16 protein-coding genes are annotated in these 18,168 nt (G+C 61.3%); 14 read left to right on the top strand and 2 right to left on the bottom strand.

The features are described 5' to 3' along the window. The first annotated feature begins 97 nt into the window (after positions 1-97). The 8 genes from FHT97_RS16775 (at position 98) to FHT97_RS16740 (ending at position 8,726) form a co-directional block, all read left to right on the top strand. Positions 98-3,082 (top strand): 2-oxoglutarate dehydrogenase E1 component, encoded by a 2,985-nt coding sequence (locus FHT97_RS16775; RefSeq protein ID WP_183863702.1) that lies wholly within the window; start codon positions 98-100, stop codon positions 3,080-3,082. Between the two features lie 12 nt (positions 3,083-3,094). Then, the gene (locus tag FHT97_RS16770) at positions 3,095-3,412 is read left to right on the top strand and encodes a YciI family protein (RefSeq protein ID WP_183755189.1); all 318 of its coding nucleotides are present in this window, start codon (positions 3,095-3,097) and stop codon (positions 3,410-3,412) included. Between the two features lie 29 nt (positions 3,413-3,441). Then, complete coding sequence (gene odhB, locus FHT97_RS16765) at positions 3,442-4,683, top strand: 2-oxoglutarate dehydrogenase complex dihydrolipoyllysine-residue succinyltransferase (RefSeq protein WP_183863701.1); 1,242 nt, start codon at positions 3,442-3,444, stop codon at positions 4,681-4,683. 150 nt (positions 4,684-4,833) lie between these two features. Further along, positions 4,834-5,286 (top strand): hypothetical protein, encoded by a 453-nt coding sequence (locus FHT97_RS16760; RefSeq protein WP_246712659.1) that lies wholly within the window; start codon positions 4,834-4,836, stop codon positions 5,284-5,286. Beyond that, positions 5,283-6,035 (top strand): SDR family oxidoreductase, encoded by a 753-nt coding sequence (locus FHT97_RS16755; protein WP_183863699.1) that lies wholly within the window; start codon positions 5,283-5,285, stop codon positions 6,033-6,035. The genes FHT97_RS16760 and FHT97_RS16755 overlap by 4 nt, the downstream gene beginning before the upstream one ends. A 20-nt stretch (positions 6,036-6,055) precedes the next feature. Beyond that, positions 6,056-6,694 carry a LysE family transporter gene (locus tag FHT97_RS16750; RefSeq protein ID WP_183863698.1) on the top strand — a complete coding sequence of 213 codons (639 nt, stop codon included), beginning with the start codon at positions 6,056-6,058 and terminating at the stop codon, positions 6,692-6,694. Positions 6,695-6,720: 26 nt separating this feature from the next. Continuing rightward, positions 6,721-8,127, top strand: coding sequence for a dihydrolipoyl dehydrogenase (gene lpdA, locus FHT97_RS16745; RefSeq protein ID WP_183863697.1), 1,407 nt, complete (start codon positions 6,721-6,723; stop codon positions 8,125-8,127). Between the two features lie 95 nt (positions 8,128-8,222). Further along, positions 8,223-8,726, top strand: a complete 504-nt coding sequence (locus FHT97_RS16740) for a cytochrome b/b6 domain-containing protein (protein ID WP_183863696.1) — start codon at positions 8,223-8,225, stop codon at positions 8,724-8,726. Here FHT97_RS16740 and FHT97_RS16735 read toward each other — a convergent pair. Both FHT97_RS16735 and FHT97_RS16730 read right to left on the bottom strand, forming a co-directional pair. Then, complete coding sequence (locus FHT97_RS16735; protein WP_183863695.1) at positions 8,723-9,802, bottom strand: TraB/GumN family protein; 1,080 nt, start codon at positions 9,800-9,802, stop codon at positions 8,723-8,725. The genes FHT97_RS16740 and FHT97_RS16735 overlap by 4 nt on opposite strands. A gap of 80 nt (positions 9,803-9,882) precedes the next feature. Beyond that, the gene (locus tag FHT97_RS16730) at positions 9,883-10,818 is read right to left on the bottom strand and encodes a tyrosine recombinase XerC (protein ID WP_183863694.1); all 936 of its coding nucleotides are present in this window, start codon (positions 10,816-10,818) and stop codon (positions 9,883-9,885) included. A 141-nt stretch (positions 10,819-10,959) separates the two neighbouring features. On the opposite strand from FHT97_RS16730, the gene FHT97_RS16725 reads away from it, so the two are divergent. The 6 genes from FHT97_RS16725 to atpA all read left to right on the top strand — a co-directional run bounded on the left by FHT97_RS16725 (position 10,960) and on the right by atpA (position 18,159). After that, positions 10,960-11,907: a 1-acyl-sn-glycerol-3-phosphate acyltransferase gene (locus FHT97_RS16725; RefSeq protein WP_183863693.1), complete on the top strand. Its 948-nt coding sequence runs from the start codon at positions 10,960-10,962 to the stop codon at positions 11,905-11,907. Positions 11,908-11,928: 21 nt separating this feature from the next. Next, entirely contained in the window at positions 11,929-13,065 is a 1,137-nt protein-coding gene (locus FHT97_RS16720; RefSeq protein ID WP_183863692.1) for an AAA family ATPase, read from the top strand. A 60-nt stretch (positions 13,066-13,125) separates the two neighbouring features. After that, the gene (locus FHT97_RS16715) at positions 13,126-15,342 is read left to right on the top strand and encodes a primosomal protein N' (RefSeq protein WP_183863691.1); all 2,217 of its coding nucleotides are present in this window, start codon (positions 13,126-13,128) and stop codon (positions 15,340-15,342) included. Between the two features lie 77 nt (positions 15,343-15,419). Further along, entirely contained in the window at positions 15,420-15,809 is a 390-nt protein-coding gene (locus FHT97_RS16710; RefSeq protein ID WP_183755201.1) for a DUF4345 domain-containing protein, read from the top strand. 260 nt (positions 15,810-16,069) lie between these two features. Then, positions 16,070-16,630: a F0F1 ATP synthase subunit delta gene (locus tag FHT97_RS16705; protein WP_183863690.1), complete on the top strand. Its 561-nt coding sequence runs from the start codon at positions 16,070-16,072 to the stop codon at positions 16,628-16,630. After that, on the top strand, positions 16,630-18,159 hold the full coding sequence (gene atpA / locus FHT97_RS16700) for a F0F1 ATP synthase subunit alpha (protein ID WP_016556568.1): 1,530 nt from the start codon (positions 16,630-16,632) through the stop codon (positions 18,157-18,159). Before FHT97_RS16705 ends, atpA begins: the two co-directional genes overlap by 1 nt. The last annotated feature ends 9 nt before the right edge of the window (positions 18,160-18,168 follow it).

The raw sequence follows: 18,168 nt of genomic DNA, 5'->3' as shown, positions 1-18,168 counted from the left end.
AGCCGCGGACAGGCGGCTAACGACAAATGCGGCAAGCCGGTCGAGTATCCGGCGGAATCACAAGTCAGGAGGCGGACGAAAGCGTCCGCGTGTAACCATGGCACGGCAAGAAGCCAACGAGCAGTTTCAGATCACCTCGTTCCTGGATGGCGCCAATGCTGCGTATATCGAGCAGCTCTATGCGCGCTATGAAGAAGACCCGAGCTCGGTCAACGAGGAATGGCAGTCCTTTTTCAAGGCACTGGAAGACAATCCGGAAGATGTGAAGAAGGCGGCCAAGGGTGCGTCCTGGCGCAAGACGAACTGGCCCCTGCAGCCGAAGAGCGACCTTGTTTCTGCGCTCGATGGCGATTGGGGCACAGTCGAAAAGATCATCGAAACCAAGGTCAAGGGCAAGGCGGAAGCCGCCGGCAAGCCAACCGATGGTGCCGACATCCTGCAGGCAACGCGCGATTCCGTCCGCGCCATCATGATGATCCGCGCCTATCGCATGCGCGGCCACCTGCATGCCAAGCTCGATCCGCTGGGGATTGCGGCACCGGTCGAAGACTATAAGGAACTGTCGCCCGAAGCTTACGGCTTCACCCCGGCTGACTATTCCCGCAAGATCTTCATCGACAACGTTCTCGGCCTCGAATACGCCACCCTTCCCGAGATGATCGAGATCCTCGAGCGCACCTACTGCTCGACCCTCGGCGTCGAATTCATGCACATCTCCAACCCGGAAGAAAAAGCCTGGATCCAGGAGCGCATCGAAGGTCCGGACAAGGGCGTCGCTTTCACCGCAGAAGGCAAGAAGGCGATCCTGTCCAAGATCATCGAAGCCGAAGGCTACGAGCAGTTCCTCGACGTGAAGTTCAAGGGCACCAAGCGTTTTGGTCTCGATGGCGGAGAATCACTCGTCCCGGCGCTCGAGCAGATCCTGAAGCGCGGCGGCCATCTCGGCCTTCGCGAGGCCGTGTTCGGCATGGCCCACCGCGGTCGCCTTAACGTGCTCTCCCAGGTCATGGGCAAGCCGCACCGCGCCATTTTCCACGAGTTCAAAGGCGGCTCCTACGCGCCTGACGAAGTCGAAGGCTCGGGCGACGTCAAGTACCACCTCGGCGCGTCCTCTGACCGGGAGTTTGATGGCAACAAGATCCACGTCTCGCTGACGGCCAACCCGTCGCACCTTGAAATCGTTGACCCTGTAGTCATGGGCAAGGCTCGCGCCAAGCAGGATATGGGCGCCACTGTCTGGGACGGGGATACCATTCCGCTGTCGGAGCGCGCCAAGGTTCTGCCGCTCTTAATCCACGGCGACGCGGCCTTTGCCGGCCAGGGCGTCATTGCCGAAATCCTCGGCCTGTCCGGCCTGCGTGGTCACCGCGTTGCCGGCACGATGCACGTCATCATCAACAACCAGATCGGCTTCACCACCAATCCGGCCTTCTCACGTTCGTCGCCCTATCCGTCGGACGTCGCCAAGATGATCGAGGCGCCGATCTTCCACGTGAACGGTGACGATCCGGAGGCGGTCGTCTATGCTGCCAAGATCGCCATGGAATTTCGTATGAAGTTCCACAAGCCCGTCGTCATCGACATGTTCTGCTACCGCCGCTACGGCCACAACGAAGGCGATGAGCCGTCCTTCACGCAGCCGAAGATGTACAAGGTCATCCGCGCTCACAAGACGGTCCTGCAGATCTATGCGGATCGGCTTGTCGCCGAAGGTCTTCTGACCGACGGCGAAGTCGAGAAGATGAAGGCTGACTGGCGCGCGCATCTCGAGCAGGAATTCGACGCCGGCCAGAGCTACAAGCCGAACAAGGCCGACTGGCTGGACGGCGAGTGGTCGGGGCTGCGTACTGCCGACAATGCGGACGAACAGCGCCGCGGCAAGACCGCCGTGCCGATGAAGACGCTCAAGGACATCGGCCGCAAGCTTTCGGAGATTCCGGAAGGCTTCCGGGCGCATCGAACGATCCAGCGCTTCATGGAAAACCGCGCCAACATGATCCAGACGGGCGAGAACCTCGACTGGGCGATGGCGGAAGCACTTGCTTTCGGTTCGCTTGTTGTCGAAGGCCACAAGATCCGCCTCTCCGGCCAGGATTGCGAACGCGGCACCTTCTCGCAGCGTCATTCGGTTCTCTACGATCAGGAAACCGAAGAGCGCTACATTCCGCTGGCCAATCTGTCGCCCAACCAGGCTCGCTATGAAGTCATCAACTCGATGCTTTCGGAAGAAGCGGTCCTCGGCTTCGAGTATGGTTACTCGCTGGCTCGCCCGAATGCGCTGACGCTCTGGGAAGCCCAGTTCGGCGATTTCGCCAACGGTGCGCAGGTCGTGTTCGACCAGTTCGTCTCGTCCGGCGAACGCAAGTGGCTGCGCATGTCCGGTCTCGTCTGCCTGCTGCCGCATGGCTACGAAGGTCAGGGTCCGGAGCACTCCTCGGCCCGCCTCGAACGCTTCCTGCAGCTCTGCGCTGAGGACAACATGCAGGTCGCCAACGTTACGACGCCGGCGAACTACTTCCACATCCTGCGCCGACAGTTGAAGCGCGACTTCCGCAAGCCGCTCGTCCTGATGACACCGAAGTCGCTTCTGCGTCACAAGCGGGCTGTGTCGACGCTCGCGGAACTGGCCGGAGAGTCCTCCTTCCATCGCCTGCTCTGGGACGATGCCGAGGTGATCAAGGACGGCCCGATCAAGCTGCAGAAGGATGCGAAGATCCGTCGTGTCGTCATGTGCACCGGCAAGGTCTATTACGACCTTCTGGAAGAGCGCGAAAAGCGCGGCATCGACGACATCTATCTGCTGCGCGTCGAACAGCTTTATCCGTTCCCGGCAAAGGCGCTCATCAACGAGCTTTCCCGCTTCCGGAACGCTGAGATGGTCTGGTGCCAGGAAGAGCCGAAGAACATGGGCGCATGGTCGTTCATCGACCCGTATCTGGAGTGGGTGCTCGCCCACATCGATGCGAAGTACCAGCGCGTCCGCTACACCGGCCGTCCGGCCGCCGCGTCGCCGGCAACGGGTCTGATGTCCAAGCATCTGTCGCAGCTCGCCGCATTCCTCGAGGATGCGTTGGGCGGCTAAGGGATCGGGGCAATGGCATATTTCTTCCTCAGACTTGTGCCGCCTCGCCCTCGTTTCCCGCATGACGCGACCGGGGAGGAAATGGCCGCGATGAAACGCCATGCCGCCTACTGGCACCAGAACGCAGAAGAGGGATCGGCGATCGCCGTCGGTCCCGTCTTCGAGGGTGAAGGGGGCTGGGGCATGGCAGTGGTCTCGGTGGAGGATCAGCAGGCAGCGCAGGCAATGGCCGACGCCGATCCGATCATCCAGTCCGGTTACGGGTTTCGCTTCGACATATTGCCAATGCCCTCGATCATTCTCCGGCCATTCGCTGCCGGAAACGAATAAACGAACACAAGCAAATCAGGATTTGAACAATGGCCACAGAAATCCGCGTTCCAACTCTCGGTGAATCCGTCAGCGAGGCAACCGTCGGCACCTGGTTCAAGAAGGTTGGCGACGCCATCAAGGCCGACGAGCCGATTCTCGAGCTTGAAACCGACAAGGTGACCATCGAAGTACCGGCTCCGGCTTCGGGCACGCTGTCCGAAATCGTTGCCCAGGCTGGCGAAACCGTCGGTCTCGGCGCACTGCTCGGCCAGATCGCCGCGGGCGCCGGCGCTGCCGCCGCCCAGGCTCCTGCTCCCGCCGCAACTCCGGCAAAGGTAGCCGAACCGGCTGTTGCAGCCGCCGCTGCTCCGGCAGCAGCTGCTTCTGCGATGCCGCCGGCCCCGGCTGCCGCCAAGATGCTCGCCGAGAACAACCTGTCGGCAGATCAGATCGATGGATCAGGCAAGCGCGGGCAGGTTCTGAAGGGTGATGTGATCGCCGCTGTTGCCAAGGGCATCTCCGCTCCGGCAGCCGCTGCAGCACCTGCCGTTCCGGCTGCCGCTCGTGGCCCGTCGACGGTCGAGGATGCGGCTCGCGAAGAGCGCGTGAAGATGACGCGCCTGCGCCAGACGATCGCCAAGCGCCTGAAGGACGCGCAGAACACCGCCGCCATGCTCACCACCTACAACGAGGTGGACATGAAGGCGGTCATGGACCTGCGCGCCAAGTACAAGGACGTCTTCGAAAAGAAGCACGGCGTGAAGCTCGGCTTCATGGGCTTCTTCACCAAGGCCATCACGCACGCGCTGAAGGAGCTGCCGGCCGTCAACGCCGAGATTGACGGCACCGACATCATCTACAAGAACTTCTGCCACATCGGCATGGCCGTCGGCACCGATAAGGGCCTCGTCGTCCCAGTCATCCGCGACGCCGACCAGATGTCGATCGCTGAGGTCGAAAAGGAACTGGCGCGTCTGGCAAAGGCTGCCCGCGACGGCTCGCTGTCGATGGCCGACATGCAGGGCGGCACCTTCACGATCACCAATGGCGGCGTCTACGGCTCGCTGATGTCCTCGCCGATCCTGAACGCGCCGCAGTCCGGTATCCTCGGCATGCACAAGATTCAGGACCGTCCGGTTGTCGTCGGCGGCCAGATCGTCATCCGTCCGATGATGTATCTCGCGCTCTCCTACGATCACCGCATCGTCGACGGCAAGGAAGCCGTGACCTTCCTCGTTCGAGTCAAGGAAAGCCTGGAAGATCCGGAGCGTCTGGTTCTCGATCTCTAAGCATTCGACTGGGCCGCGTGAGCGGCCCTTTCCACCTCAGCGGGGCGCGTAATGTCGCTGGCAATCTCCACAAGGCGTATGATCATGAAGCCTCCCCTTGCTAAAGGCGGGGTGGGAGCCTTGTTCGCGCTTTTGCTGCTGTCACCCGTGATGGCTGTGGCTGCTCCTGGCTGCCGGCAGGCGAGTGCGGTCTATGCCGACCGGGATGGCGCCTACGAGCTTCGCTTTACGCCAATAAATTCGGACGCGGCGGCTGCCAGCAATCGGTTCACGCTCAAGGTCCTCAAGACGTCGATCGAGCTGGACGGCTATGTCATGCCATTCAACGATCCGGAACGCGCCGTCGGTATCCTGATGTTCAAATGCCCCGGCGGTGACGTGACCGGCGCGGATCTGGACGCCTGTACGATCTGGCGGGGCGCGGTCTATAGCGTAAACGCCAAGGGCGAGATCGATAATTTGCAGCCCGAAGCCGCAGCCGCCGCTGAGAACGTCTTTCTGCCGGGTGTCGGCCCGGCGATCCGCCAATCGCAGATATGGGGCAACGGCAAGGCGACGGTTGCGCCGTGGGATGTCCTGGCATTCAAGGAGTGCGCGAAATGACAGAACGACCGGTTCTTCTCGTTACCGGTGGCAGCCGAGGCATCGGTGCGGCCGTCAGCCGCCTCGCTGCCCGCCAGGGCTGGAACGTCGCCGTCAACTACGCCGCGAACCGCGCTGCCGCCGACGCTATCGTCTCTGATGTCAAGGCAGAGGGTGGCGATGCCATCGCGATCAAGGGCGATGTCGGCAGCGCGCAGGATATCGTTTCGATGTTCCAGACTGTCGACAAGCACTTCGGGCGGCTGGATGGACTGGTCAACAATGCCGGCATCGTCGATGCCCAGCAGCGCGTCGACGAGATGAGCGTCGAGCGACTTGAACGGATGATGCGCGTCAACGTGACCGGCTCGATCCTCTGCGCTGCCGAAGCCGTCCGCCGCATGTCGTCGAGGCATGGCGGCAAGGGCGGGGCGATCGTCAACATCTCGTCGATGGCAGCAGTTCTGGGCTCGGCCTCGCAGTATGTCGACTACGCCGCATCGAAGGCCGCGATCGATACCTTCACCATCGGCCTGTCGCGAGAAGTGGCAAACGAGGGCGTGCGCGTGAACGCCATCCGCCCCGGCGTCATCGATACCGACATTCATGCATCCGGCGGCCTGCCGAACCGCGCACGAGATCTCGCGCCGAGCATTCCGATGCAGAGGCCCGGTACGGCAGAGGAGATCGCCGATGCGGCCCTCTACCTTCTCTCGCCGACGGCTTCCTATATAACGGGCGCCATACTCAACGTCAGCGGCGGCCGTTAGGACGCGGAGACCATATCGCCATGCAATACTTCTTCGAATTTCTCGGCCTCATGGCCGTCTTTTCGATCTTCATCGTCGTACCGGGCGCCGACTTTGCGGTCATCCTGCGCCAGAGCATCGTGCACGGCCGCGGGGCCGCCATGATGACCGGCCTCGGCATGGGTTTTTCGCTGCTCTTTCACATCAGCTACACGATACTCGGCCTCGGCCTGATCGTCTCCAAATCGCTGATGCTGTTTGCCATGATCAAGTGGGCGGGCGTCGCCTATCTCGTCTACCTCGGCATCAAATCCTTCCGCGAGCCGGGCTTCAAGGTCAATCAGATCGAGGTGACGGAGGAAGACCGCAGGCCGATCTCGGCGCTCAAGTGTCTCGGCATGGGTTTCATCACCAACGCGCTCAATCCGAAGCCAGTCCTGTTTTTCCTGTCGCTGTTCTCGACGCTGGTGCATCACGATACCCCGGCACTGATCCAGTTCAGCTATGGCATCGGCATGGCCACCGCGCTCGTCGCCTGGTTCGCCGGCGTCTCCACCTTCTTCACCGTTAAACCCATTCGCGACCGCTTCATCGCAAGCGGCAAATGGTTCAACCGCATCACCGGCGCCGCTCTGGTCGGCTTCGGTTTCCGCCTCGCGCTCGCCCGCGCGGCTGACTAAGCAAATAACGAAAGGGAAAAGAAACAATGTCCTACGATGTGATCGTTATCGGAACCGGCCCCGGCGGCTATGTTGCTGCCATCAAGGCAGCCCAGCTCGGCCTCAAGGTCGCCGTCGTCGAAAAGCGGGCAACCTTCGGCGGCACCTGCCTGAACGTTGGCTGCATCCCGTCCAAGGCGCTGCTGCATGCCTCCGAAATGTTCCATCAGGCCGGCCACGGCATGGATGCGCTCGGCATCGAGGTCGCCGCTCCAAAGCTGAACCTTGAAAAGATGCTGGCGCACAAGGATGCGACTGTGAAGGCCAATGTCGACGGCGTTGCCTTCCTCTTCAAGAAGAACAAGATCGATGCTTTCCAGGGCACCGGCAAGATCGTTTCGGCGGGCAAGGTTTCCGTGACCGCCGAAGACGGCAAGGTGCAGGAAATCGAAGGCAAGAACATCGTCATCGCCACCGGTTCCGACGTCGCCGGCATTCCCGGCGTCAAGGTCGATATCGACGAGAAGGTGATCATTTCCTCGACAGGCGCAATTGCGCTTGAGAAGGTGCCGGAAACGATGATCGTCGTCGGCGGTGGCGTCATCGGCCTTGAGCTCGGGTCGGTCTGGTCGCGCCTCGGCGCCAAGGTCACGGTTGTCGAATATCTCGACACGATTCTCGGCGGCATGGATGGCGAAGTCTCCAAGCAATTCCAGCGGATGCTCGCCAAGCAGGGCGTCGCCATCAACCTCAGCTCCAAGGTGACGGGCGTTGAGAAGGGTGGCAAGGGTGCCAAGGTGACCTTCGAGCCGGTCAAGGGCGGTGATGCACAGACACTCGAAGCCGAGGTCGTTCTGATTGCGACCGGCCGCACGCCCTACACGGCCGGCCTTGGCCTTGAAGAAGCCGGCGTCAAGCTCGATAACCGTGGCCGCGTCGAAATCGACGGTCACTTCCGGACCAACGTTGCCGGCATCTACGCGATCGGCGACGTGGTGAAGGGTCCGATGCTGGCTCACAAGGCGGAAGACGAAGGCGTCGCACTCGCCGAAATTCTCGCCGGCCAGCATGGCCATGTGAACTATGACGTCATCCCAAGTGTCGTCTACACTCAGCCTGAGGTCGCTTCCGTCGGCAAGACCGAGGAAGAGCTGAAGGCCGCTGGTATCGCCTATAAGGTCGGCAAGTTCCCGTTCACGGCAAACGGCCGCGCCCGCGCAATGCTTGCCACCGATGGTTTCGTGAAGATCCTGTCCGACAAGGAAACCGATCGCGTTCTCGGCGGCCACATCGTCGGCTTCGGCGCCGGCGAGATGATCCACGAGATCGCCGTTCTGATGGAGTTCGGTGGTTCCGCGGAAGATCTCGGCCGTACCTGCCACGCACACCCGACCATGTCGGAAGCGGTCAAGGAAGCGGCTCTCGCCGCCTTCTTCAAGCCGATCCATATGTAATATTAAATTTCGGCAATGTGCGAACGGCTGCTTGTCTCCCGACAGGTGGCCGTTTTACTTTTGAATGGTTCTAAAGTCGTTCGAAAGGAGAGCCGATGCAATCCGCACCCGTCGATGCTTACAGCTTGCCGCAACGCCTGCTTCACTGGGGTATGGCACTGCTCATCTTCTTCAACCTCCTATTTCCTGACGGCATGAACGAATGGCATCGCGCCATGCGTCGCACCGGCATTGCCACTGCCGACCAGGTCGCGGCGGCCAACATTCACGCCTATGTCGGTATTGCCATTCTGGCGCTCGCGATTATCCGGGTTTGCCTGCGTTCTTCCCAGGGTGCACCGATCGAAATCGCGGGCGAGCCTGCAATATTTCGCCTCGCGGCCAAGGTCGTGCACTTCGGCCTTTATGCCTTCATCTTCGTGATGCCGCTAACTGGAATTGCCGCCTATTATTTTGGGATGGATGCCGTCGGATCGCTTCACGCCGATGTGCTGAAGGTCGTCCTCTGGGTGTTTGTCGCGGCGCATGTCGCGGGCGCGCTCGTTCACCAGTTCTATTGGAAGACCAATGTTCTCAAGCGTATGACCGTCGGGCGCTAGTTAACGGCGGTGACGGTGAAGCCTTGATTGCGCAACAGTTCGATCACGCCGCCGTCGCCTGGTAGGTGCAGGGCGCCGACGGCCATGAAGACGTTGCCCTTGGCGAGGATCGGCGCGGCGCGCTCGGCCATCACCTTGTTGCGATCAAGGATGATGCGCTGCTCGAAGGCGGCGTAGTCGCTATCTTCGTCCTCGCCGTCGGGTGACACGGTCTTCAGCATGGGGATCGTCATGCCGATATCACCGGAAAGATAGAGATCGGTCATGGTCTCGACGACATCGTTCATCTTAGAACCGAGAGCCAGCGTTTCGATCAGCGATTTCAGGTGGAACTCGGTGGGCAGCTCAGCCATTGCCTGCAGTTGTTCGGCCAGCGTTTCGAGGCCCTTGACCTGCTTGCCCGCAGCGGCGGCATCCGCCGCGATTTTCTGGTCGAGGAATTGAACGCCTTTCGCCTTGCGAGCCATTTCGCAGCCGGGAAGGGCAACCACGCTCGAGATCATCCAAGGGCGCATGCGAGAAACCGCCGCAAGCGGGATGCCGCGCAGCTTCAGACCGGCTTCCAGCCGCGTATAGTCGTCGCGGGAAAGAAGCTTCTCGATGGTCGTGCCGTCGGTGAACATCGTCAGTTCCGGCCGTATCAGCAGCGCAGCCGCCGCCTTCTTTTCGTCGAGGATCTCGTCGGATTCAATGATGATGGTATCGGCAGCATCATGGGCAGTCTGCGCGCGCGGCGGCAAGTTCAGCACGCGGGGATCGGTCACATGCATACTGCCAAGCAGCCAGGACGGCGCTATCCCCGCCTTCTCGATTCTCCAGAAAATGCCCTTGCCGTTCGGCACGGCATCGGCCTCCTTCACGACTTCGGCGTATCGGGCGGGATCACTCTGTTTGAGATCGGTCAGGATGTTGTGGCCGGTACAGGCATCGTCGCTCGCGGCAGCCACCGGCGACACCGAAAACAGCACGGCGATCAGGGTTGCCGCAAGCAGCATGTGAAACGCGGCAATCAGCCAGAGAAGGATATTGCCCGGCAATGCAATGAGCAGGCTGCGACGGCCGATGGAGATCGTCATGGTGGTGTTCCGGTCACTATGATCGCCAAGCCTACGCCCAGCGTGCGGATATTCCTTTAAGAGAAGCCGTTAACAAAAGATTACGCCCGAGGATGGGCACGGTCGTAAACTTCAAGCAATCGTGAGGAATCCACACCTGTATAGACCTGGGTGGTGGAAAGGCTGGCGTGGCCGAGCAATTCCTGGATGGTTCTGAGGTCACCGCCGCCGGCCAACAGGTGGGTCGCAAAGGAATGGCGCAGCGCATGCGGTGTCGCCGTTTCGGGAAGGCCGAAGGCGCTGCGCATCTTCTGCATGGTGCGCTGAATGATCGCAGCCTGCAGCTTGCCGCCGCGCGCGCCACGGAAAAGGGGCTCGTTGCCTTCGAGGTGATAGGGGCAGAGCGCCCGGTATTTCTCGACGGCGTCGAAGACCAGGGTCAGCAGCGGCACAAGGCGGGTCTTGTTGCCCTTGCCGGTGATGCGCAGCGTGGCAGCACCGCGGTTGAAATCGCCGGGCGTCAGATCGAGGGCTTCAGAGATGCGCAGTCCGCAGCCATAGAGCAGAGCAAAGACGGCGGCGTCGCGGGCGGCGATCCAGGGCTCCTCGTGCAACTGCGCCTCGTCGCTGACGACGTTGATGGCTTGCCGGTCGGATAACGGCTTCGGCAGCGATTTGGGTTGTTTCGGCGAGCGGATTGCGCCAACGCCGGCGGCATTTACCAGCCCCTTCCTTTCCAGGTAACGCAGCAGTGAACGCAGCCCGGCCAGATTGCGGCCAAGCGAACGGGCACCGGAGCCTTCCTTGCGCCGTGCGGCCAGGAACGCACGGAAGTCGGCAGGCCTGAGTGCGTGGATATCTTTCAGCGTTGCGGGCCCGCCGAGGTGCCCAGTCAGAAAGGTCAGGAACTGACGCGTATCACGCTCGTAGGCATCGAGCGTGTGCTCTGAAAGGCGTCGTTCGCGCGCGAGGCTATCGAGCCAAGCCGAGCGCTCGGCCATCAGGCGTGGGTCGGCGATGATCAGGAGTTCGTTCACGTATTCGGCCTTGAATTTGCCAATCCTGCCGCCAATTCTGAGGGAGCGATAGTTATGGAATTCCTAATGCCGGCCAAGTGCTTGTCATGCTCCCATCATATCATTCCACGTAACCGGTTTCCCAACGACGCAGGATCTTGAATGCCACGGCGCCAACCCACGACCGCTTTTGGACAATTCGCGGAAGCGATCGCACTCGTCTCCCATGGCAAGCCGGGTCACATCGTCGACACGTTGATCGCCGAACGCGGGCAGCGGATCGTGAAGCATCCGCTTTGGCCGATCATGCGGCCGTTTCTCTATACGCTGCTCCGCTACAACCGGGCGGTCAGCTTTGCCAACGATGTTGCGAACATGCCGGGTTTGCAGTGCTTCGAGTATATGAGCAACCTGCTGAACCTCGACATCAATGTCAGGCATGGCGACCGCATTCCCGAGACCGGCGGCTTCATTCTCGTCAGCAATCATCCGACCGGCATTGCCGATGGTGTCGCCGTCTTCGACCTCCTGAAGCATAAGCGACCGGATGTGATGGTGTTTGCGAACCGTGACGCCGTGCGCGTCAATCCGCGTTTTGCCGAGGTCATTATCCCCGTCGAGTGGCGCGAGGAGTACAAAAGCAAGCTCAAGACCCGCGAAACGCTGCAGATCACCAACCGTGCGGTCAGGGAAGGCAAGGCAACAGTGCTCTTTCCCTCTGGCCGCATCGCCTACTGGGCGAACGGACGGCTGAATGAACGCCCGTGGAAAACCTCGGCGGTCGGCCTTGCCCGCAAGTACAATCTGCCGATCCTTCCCGTTCATATGACGGCTCGGAACTCCGGCCTGTTCTACTGGCTTGCGAAATGGTCGACCGAGCTCCGGGACATGACCGTCTTCCACGAGCTCCTCAACAAGCGCGGCGATCGCTTCGACTTCGTGGTCGGCAACCCGATCCCCGTGGAACACCTCGACGGCGACATCAACGAGGTAACCAAGGCGCTGGAAGACCACACCGTCCACGCGCTTGCCGCGGATGGCGGAGCACAATTCCTGCCGCTGGTCCCGCCCGCGGAACGGGAACTGGCCAGCGCCCATTCAATTCGCTGATTGGATAGGCTAAAGCGAGGCATGCTGCTCCGCTCGATGTTTGCACAGAATTACCGGTCCCTGCGATCGATCCGTATGGATCTTTCCGGGATTAACCTCTTCATCGGCGAGAACGGCGTCGGAAAATCCAACCTCTACCGCGCTCTCCAGCTCATCCAAGCGGCAACGCGAGGGCGCCTGGCGCATGAGATCGCCGCCGAGGGCGGGATGTTTTCGGCGCTGTGGTCGGGCCCGCGCCGGGATGCCGACGGACCCTTCCGGATTCGCCTGGAAGCCGAACTTGTCGACGAGGAACGAGCGATTACCTTCCGTTATCGCGTCGAGGCCGGGTTGCGGCCGCCGGCGGCTGCGGCGGGATTTCCCTTTGAGCCTCAGATCAAGGCTGAAGAGTTGTCGATCGAGACGGGAACGCGGCCGGTGACGATGATGAAGCGTGCCGGCCCGGCCATTTCGGTTCGTGGACCGAATGGGCGGATGCAGGATTATCCGGAGCAGGCGCTGACATCGGAAACCGCGATCGCGCTGCTCGGTGATGCCGGCCAGTATCCCGAGATCGGAACGTTCCGCCGTGCAATCGACGGCTGGCGTTTCTTTCACGGCTTCCGGACTGATCGCCTGTCACCACTGCGCTCCCCTTGTCTTGCTGTCACCGCGCCGCTGCTCGATGAGGATGGCAGCAACATTGCTGCCGTCTTCGCGACGCTGGCGCATACGCGGGAGGATACGGTCGATCTCGATCGTGCCGTGGCCGCGGCCCTTGGCGGTGCGCGGCTCGTTATGCCGCTGCCCGAGGAGACGGCGTCTTTCGGCCTTTCCTTTTCCGAGTTTCCAAATCGGGTGTTCAAGCCGCGCGAGCTGTCGGACGGACAGATCCGCTTTCTGGGACTTGCGGCCGCACTGATGTCCTATCGGCTGCCGCCGCTGATTGCGCTCAACGAACCAGAGGCAAGCCTCCATCCCGACATGCTGCCCCCTCTGGCGGACATGATCGCGGAGGCCGCCAGCAGCAGCCAGATCTGGATCGTTACGCATTCCGAAGCGCTGGCGGCCGCCGTGCGCGAAAAATGCGGTGCCCGTGCTCGCCACGTGGTGCGGCAGGACGGCGCAACGTGGATCGAGGGCATGCGGCTAACGGGCGTTATCGATGACGACGAGTAAACCGGTGGCACCAGTCTTACAGGTTTTCTTTTCGTGTCGATCCGGGCATGGTCACGCCCGATGAGCACAGATTCGTCAGATCTCTTTGGAGCGTTGTTTGAGGCGCCGCCGGCAAACCGTACGGTTCCGGTGCTCGTTCCCATGCCCGCGCCGAAGCCATATTCATATGCAGTGCCGGAAGGGATGGCGGTCGAGCCCGGCTCGGTCGTGCAGGTGCCGCTCGGTCCGAGGCAGGTGATCGGCGTCGTCTGGGACGGTGGCGAGGACGGTGTCGACCCGAAGAAGCTCAGGCCGATCAGTCATGTCTTCGATTGCCCGCCGCTGACCAAGGAGATGCGCGATTTCATCGACTGGGTGGCGAGTTACACACTTTCTCCACCTGGGCTCGTGGCGCGGATGGCGCTGCGTGCACCCAACGCCTTCGAGCCCGAGCCGATGGTGGAGGGATTGCGCTTCGCCGGCGGCGCGCCGGAACGGATGACGCCGGCGCGCGCCCGGGTGCTGGATATTGCCGGGGATGGCTTGTCCTGGACGCGAAGCGGGCTGGCCCACGCCGCCGGTGTGTCGACCAGCGTCGTTGATGGTTTGATCAGTCAGGGCATTTTCGAGACGGTGTTCCTGCCGCCCCCGCCAGTGGTCGCCAGACCGGATCCGGATTTTGTGGCCGCGCGGCTCGAAGGTCCCCAGAAGGAAGCGGCGAACGAGATCCTCTCCGAAGTTCGAAAGGGCGAGTTCGCAGTCTCGCTGATCGACGGAGTTACCGGTTCGGGCAAGACCGAAGTCTATTTCGAAGCGATCGCGGAAACGCTGAAGCGCGGCAAGCAGGTGTTGATTCTCCTTCCGGAGATTGCCTTGACGGCCAGCTTTCTGGAGCGGTTCCAGGATCGCTTCGGCGCCAAGCCGGCGGAATGGCATTCCGATCTGGCGCCACGCATGCGCGAAAAGGTCTGGCGTCAGGCAGTCACGGGCGAGGTTCGCGTCGTCGCCGGCGCGCGCTCGGCGCTGTTCCTGCCTTTCGAGGACCTTGGGCTGATCATCGTCGATGAAGAACACGATCCCGCTTACAAGCAGGAAGATCGTGTCTATTACAATGCGCGCGACATGGCGGTCGTGCGCGCCCGCATTGGCGATTTCCCGGTGGTTCTGGTTTCGGCCACGCCGTCGGTCGAGAGCCAGGTCAATGGGCAGAGCGGGCGTTACAGCACCATTCACATGCCGACCCGCTTCGGTGACGCGGCGCTGCCGGATCTGCATCTCATCGACATGCGCCGTCATGCGCCCGAGCGCGGCGGCTTCCTCTCGCCAGTGCTGATTCGAGCGATCGGCAAGACGGTTGAGAAGCAGCAACAGGCGCTTCTTTTCCTGAACCGGCGGGGCTACGCGCCGCTGACGCTTTGCCGCGTTTGTGGTCACCGCTTCCAATGCCCGCAATGCTCCAGCTGGCTCGTCGAGCATCGATTCAAGAGGCAGCTGCAATGCCATCAGTGCGGTCATGCCGAGCGGACGCCGGAAGCCTGTCCCGAATGTGGCACACTTGATCACCTCGTTGCCTGCGGGCCGGGCGTCGAGCGTATCGCTGAAGAGGTGGAACGTCATTTTCCCGAGGCACGGACGATCGTGCTCTCGTCCGACATGATGGGCGGCGTCAAACGGTTGCGTCTTGAGCTCGAAGCCATCGCCAAGGGCGAGGCCGATATCGTCATCGGGACGCAGCTTGTCGCCAAGGGTCACAATTTCCCGCTGATGACGCTGGTTGGTATCGTCGATGCCGACCTCGGCCTTGCCAACGGCGATCCACGCGCCGCCGAGCGGACCTTCCAGCTCCTGTCGCAGGTGACAGGCCGCGCCGGGCGTACCGGCCTGAAGAGCCACGGACTGTTACAGACCTACCAGCCGCAGCATCCGGTTATGCAAGCGATCGTCTCCGGCGATGCGAGCGCATTCTACGAACGCGAGATCGCCGAACGCGAGCGCGCCATTCTTCCCCCTTTCGGACGGTTGGCATCGATCATCGTCTCGGCGGAAGCGCGCCACGATGCGGAAAACCATGCCCGCGGGATCAGGAACGCGGCACCTCATGTCTCTGGCATCGCCGTCCTCGGCCCGGCGGAAGCGCCACTTGCCCTGGTGCGCGGCCGCTATCGCTTTCGGCTTCTCGTACACGGGCGGCGGAACTCCGACATGCAGGCGTTTCTGAGGACTATGCTTGCGCAGGCGCCGAAGGAGCGTGGGTCGGTGCATGTACAGCTCGACGTCGACCCTCAAAGCTTCCTGTAGATCGCTGCCTTGCGGGCTTTTGCCCGGCACGGCAATCATGCCATAAGGACGGCGAAGCAGGGGATTCGGGGTCGACTATGGATTTTTATTTTCCGACGGAGTTTGGCGAACAACTCGCCTTCGGAGCGGCCGCTTTCACGGCGCTTGTGGGCTTTGTCATCATGTTTGCGCCGGGATACGCGATGCGGCTGTTCGGCATCATGCCTCGCGAGGGTCGGCGTGACGGTTATGCGGAGCAACGCTCCGTCGGCGGCTTCTATCTCGGCTTCGGCCTCTCGGCCATCATGCTGGCGCAGAACTGGATCTACATGGCGCTCGGCGGCGCCTTCGCCATGGCGGCGTTTGCACGCATCATTTCGCTCCTTTCAGATAAGGGGAGCACAATTCTCAACTATTTACTCCTGGTTGTGCAAATCATTCTGGCGGCGCTTCCTCTCGCCTATGTTTTCGGTTTCTTTTCCGCTTGAGTTGAGCGGATATCGCTCGCGCTAAGCTCTTCCCTGCCGGGGCTCGAGCATTTTTGCGTTAGAAATCGATAGGAAAGCAGTATTCGGGCGTTACGCGTGTTGCGAGTCCGAACATCCTATGTTAGACGGACCCCGAATTTCGGAAGAAGCAAGAGGCTTTTCTTGCGATTTCTGGGGGAAATCATAACGAATTCAAGATTATAGGTCAGGCGCCCGCCGAGGACCGGATTCTTGGGTTGAAATCAGGGAAATTTGGGCCAGTGGCAGACACATCCCAGCTTACTTCTGGTGTTGCAGAGCGCTATGCCTCGTCGTTGTTCGAGCTTGCGCTCGAGCAGGGCGCCGTTGAGGTCGTCACCAAGGACCTCGATCGGTTCCAGGCGATGCTCGACGAGAGCGAAGACCTGAAGCGTTTCGTTTCGAGCCCTGTTTTCTCGGCCGACGATCAGCTCAAGGCAATCATTGCCATCAGTGAGAAGGCTGGCATCAGCGGCTTCTTCGCGAATTTCCTGAAGGTCGTGGCGCGTAACCGTCGCCTCTTTGCCCTCCCGGGCATGATCAAGGCCTTCCGCATCATTGCTGCAAACCAGCGTGGCGAAATCACTGCCGACGTTACTGCGGCGCATGCGCTCACTGCAGCGCAGGAAACTGAATTGAAGGCGGCGCTCAAGGGCGTCACCGGCAAAGACGTGGCGATCAACGTCACGGTTGATCCGTCAATTCTTGGTGGTCTGATCGTGAAGGTCGGGTCCCGTCAGATTGATACGTCTCTTCGTACAAAACTCTCTACCCTTAAGCTTGCATTGAAAGAGGTCGGCTGATGGATATCCGCGCTGCGGAAATTTCCGCAATTCTCAAAGACCAGATCAAAAACTTCGGTAAAGAGGCAGAAGTCTCGGAAGTCGGTCAGGTTCTCTCCGTCGGTGACGGTATCGCTCGCGTTTACGGTCTGGACAATGTTCAGGCAGGCGAAATGGTCGAATTCCCCGGTGGCATCCGTGGTATGGCGCTGAACCTGGAATCGGACAACGTCGGTGTTGTTATTTTCGGTTCGGACCGCGACATCAAGGAAGGCGACACCGTCAAGCGGACCGGCGCCATCGTTGACGTTCCGGTTGGTCCGGAGCTGCTCGGCCGCGTTGTCGACGCTCTCGGCAACCCGATCGACGGCAAGGGCCCGATCAACGCGACCCGCCGTGCGCGCGTCGACGTCAAGGCTCCTGGTATCATTCCGCGTAAGTCGGTTCATGAGCCGATGTCGACCGGCCTCAAGGCCATCGACGCGCTCATCCCGGTCGGTCGTGGCCAGCGCGAGCTCGTCATCGGTGACCGCCAGACCGGCAAGACCGCGATCATTCTCGACACGATTCTGAACCAGAAGGCCATTCACGACAACGGCCCGGACGGCGACAAGCTGTTCTGCGTCTACGTCGCTATCGGCCAGAAGCGTTCGACCGTTGCCCAGTTCGTCAAGGTTCTCGAAGAACGCGGCGCAATGAAGTACTCGATCGTCGTTGCTGCAACGGCTTCCGATCCGGCTCCGATGCAGTACCTGGCACCGTTCGCCGGCTGCACGATGGGCGAATTCTTCCGCGACAACGGTCAGCACGCGCTGATCGGCTACGACGACCTGTCCAAGCAGGCTGTTGCTTATCGCCAGATGTCGCTGCTGCTGCGCCGCCCGCCGGGCCGCGAAGCTTATCCTGGCGACGTTTTCTACCTTCACTCGCGTCTCCTCGAGCGCGCTGCAAAGCTCTCCGACGAGAAGGGTGCTGGCTCTCTGACGGCTCTGCCTGTCATCGAAACCCAGGGCAACGACGTTTCGGCGTTCATTCCGACCAACGTGATCTCGATCACCGACGGCCAGATCTTCCTCGAAACCGACCTGTTCTACCAGGGCATTCGTCCGGCCGTTAACGTCGGTCTGTCGGTTTCGCGCGTTGGTTCAGCCGCTCAGGTCAAGGCCATGAAGCAGGTCGCCGGCTCGATCAAGGGCGAACTCGCCCAGTATCGCGAAATGGCCGCCTTCGCCCAGTTCGGTTCGGACCTCGATGCTTCCACGCAGCGCCTGCTCAACCGCGGTGCACGCCTGACCGAACTCCTGAAGCAGCCGCAGTTCTCGCCGCTGAAGACGGAAGAGCAGGTTGCGGTCATCTTCGCAGGTGTCAACGGCTACCTCGACAAGATCCCGGTCAACCAGGTCGGCAAGTTCGAACAGGGCCTGCTGTCGTACCTTCGCTCGGAAGGCTCGGCTATCCTCGACACGATCCGCACGGACAAGGCAATCAGCGACGATACGAAGGGCAAGCTCACGGCTGCCGTCGATAGCTTCGCGAAGTCCTTCGCCTAATCGGACCCC

This window comes from Rhizobium sp. BK399 (assembly GCF_014194695.1).
Classification (GTDB): Bacteria; Pseudomonadota; Alphaproteobacteria; order Rhizobiales; family Rhizobiaceae; genus Rhizobium.
This window is presented reverse-complemented; position numbering and strand designations above follow the sequence as displayed.